The 2,523-nt window shown below is 62.0% G+C and carries 2 protein-coding genes; one reads left to right on the top strand and one right to left on the bottom strand.

Going from position 1 to position 2,523, the window contains the following annotated elements:
• The first annotated feature begins 207 nt into the window (after positions 1 to 207).
• Positions 208 to 822 (top strand): cofactor assembly of complex C subunit B, encoded by a 615-nt coding sequence (locus NW819_RS04455; protein ID WP_414413012.1) that lies wholly within the window; start codon positions 208 to 210, stop codon positions 820 to 822.
• A 2-nt stretch (positions 823 to 824) separates the two neighbouring features.
• Here the strand turns inward: NW819_RS04455 and mutS are convergent.
• A partial coding sequence (gene mutS / locus NW819_RS04450) for a DNA mismatch repair protein MutS (RefSeq protein WP_414413011.1) occupies positions 825 to 2,523 on the bottom strand: 1,699 nt, incomplete at its 5' end.

Here is a 2,523-nt window from a genome sequence, read left to right as displayed (position 1 = left end):
TCGTCCTTGGGGGAAGTAACCCATCCATCCTAGAGGGTCTAAACTTCAAAGGTAGCGTGTAAATTGCTTTGCCTATTCCAATCTATTCGATTCTATTCGATGAACTGTTCCTATTCACCTATCCCACCCAGCTGTGGGGGAGCCAGACTCCCCGAACAGGTCAACCCCCTTCCTCTGGGCGGACTGGGCTCTGCTCAGGCACTTGGGTTGGCCATAGCCCCGCTGACGGGGGAAAAGGTTTCAACCTTGGCGTTGACGACTCTATTGGCCATCGGTCTATTCTTTTTCCTGCGAGCTTCGGGCAAAGATCGCGTTGAGACTCGCGTCTATCTCAGCAGTCGCAGCCTGGAGGAAATGGGATCCGCTCTACGGGAGCACTTGGAAAGGCGTGGCTATCGTCTCCAGTCCGCCGATGCCGAGGGGATCGCCACCTTTGCAGGGCAGGGTCAGGCTAGCGTGGGGCTGGCCCTTTTTTTGACGGGGCTGGCGGGGACGGGACTGGCCTGTTTGGCCTTGGTGCTGCAGACCCTTGAGCCGGGGTGGGGAGCTTGGCCCTGGATGGTGGTGCTGGCTTCTCCTTGGGCGGGTTGGTACTACCGGCAGCGCAACCAACGCCCGGAACAAATCCGCCTGAAACTGCAGGAAGCCGACGAGGACTCCGTCCCGCTCCCCTTCTGTGGACAGCACGGTTCCCCCACAGCACCAACGCGAACGGCCCCTGGATCCCACCTGTGGGTGGAGGGGCATCGGGATGAGCTGGATGGGCTGGCTGCAGCCCTGGGGTTGCAAGAACGGGATCCCGACAGGGGTAGGGGAGCCTAAGGCTAATCGGGAAAGAGAGGCGCTGGGATCAAAGACAGTTGATCCCCAACGGCAGGGTCGGGGATCCCATTGGGAGCGGGCTCTTTTTTGGAGTTCTTTTGGGCGAGGCGGCTTTTCCCTTGGTTTCTCAAGCCCAGGCCGATGCGGCTGTGTTTTTCCACCAAGGCCAGCACCTGTTCGGCCCGCTGGATTACCGGCTGGGGCAGGCCGGCCATGCGCCCCACCTCGATGCCATAGGAGCGATCTGCCCCCCCAGGCTGTACCTGGTGCAAGAAGATGATGCGATCTTGCAATTCCTTGACCACCACCTGAAAGTTGGCCACGTTGGGCAGCAAGGTCTCCAGTTGGTTGAGCTCGTGGTAGTGGGTGGCAAAGACCGTACGGGCGCGCACCTGAGTGGCCAGGTATTCCGCCACCGCCCAGGCAATGGAAAGGCCATCGAAGGTAGCAGTGCCTCGGCCAATCTCGTCCAGAAGCACCAGGGAGCGCTCGCCGGCGTGGTTGAGGATGTTGGCCGTCTCGTTCATCTCCACCATGAAGGTGGACTGTCCCGTGGCCAGGTCATCGACGGCGCCGATGCGGGTAAACACGCGGTCGCACAGGCCCAGCTCCGCCCGCCGCGCCGGGACAAAGCTGCCCATCTGGGCCAGGATCTGGATCAGCCCAATCTGCCGCAAGTAGGTGGACTTGCCGGACATGTTGGGGCCGGTGAGGACGATGAGATCCGGGCCGTGGGGGGATCCCAGTTGCACCGAATTGGGCACGAAGAGGCCCTGGGGCAGGGATTTTTCCACCACCGGGTGGCGACCCTCCTCGATCATGAGCCGGCGGTCTGTTGTGAGGAGGGGACGGGTGTATCCCTGCTGCACTGCCACTTCCGCCAGGCCAAACAGAGCATCGACGGCAGCCAGGGTCTGGGCCACTTGGCGGATGGCTTCGGCCCGGGATCCTGCCTCTTGGCGCAACTGCACAAACAGCTCGTATTCCCGCTGGTTGATGTCGGTTTGGGCTGTGAGGATGCGGGCCTCTTTTTCTTTGAGCTCGGGGGTAATGAACCGCTCTTCGTTGGTCAGGGTTTGCTTGCGGATGTACTCTTTGGGGACTTGGTGGGCCTTGGCGCGGCTGATGCTGAGGTAGTAGCCGAAGGCCTTGTTGAAGCCCACCTTGAGAGTGGGGATCCCAGTGCGGTCGCGCTCGCTTTTTTCCAACTGGGCAACCCACTGGCGGTCTTGCTCCACCTGCTGCCGCAGCCTGTCCAGCTCCGGATCCACCCCGGGCCGGATCAGACCCCCTTCGGTAAGGATGGGCGGGGGCGAGGGCAAGAGGGTGTGCTCAATGCGTTGGCCCAGCTCAACCAGGGCGGGATCCACCTGTTGCAGGCTTTGCAAGAGGGGAGTCTTGGCTTCCCCCACCAGCTCGGCCAACTGGGGCAGTTTGCCCAAGGAGGATCCCAAGGCCACCATCTCGCGCGGGTTGGCGGTGCCCGATCCGACGCGGTTGGCCAGCCGCTCCAGGTCGTACAGAGAGTCCAGAAGGGATCCCAGGCGGGCCCGCAGAGAAGGGTTTTCCAAAAGCTCTTGGATGGTGTCTTGGCGAAGGCGGATTTGCTCCGAATCCCGCAAAGGCTGCAGCAACCAGCGCCGCAAAGTGCGCCCCCCCATGGCTGTACGGCTGTGATCCAGCACCCAGAGCAGGGATCCC

Origin of the sequence: Synechococcus sp. R8-2, from assembly GCF_047461715.1 — a bacterium.
Lineage (GTDB): Bacteria > Cyanobacteriota > Cyanobacteriia > Thermostichales > Thermostichaceae > Thermostichus.
The sequence above is the reverse complement of the archived record's forward strand: the minus strand, read 5'-3'. Positions and strand labels throughout refer to the sequence as shown.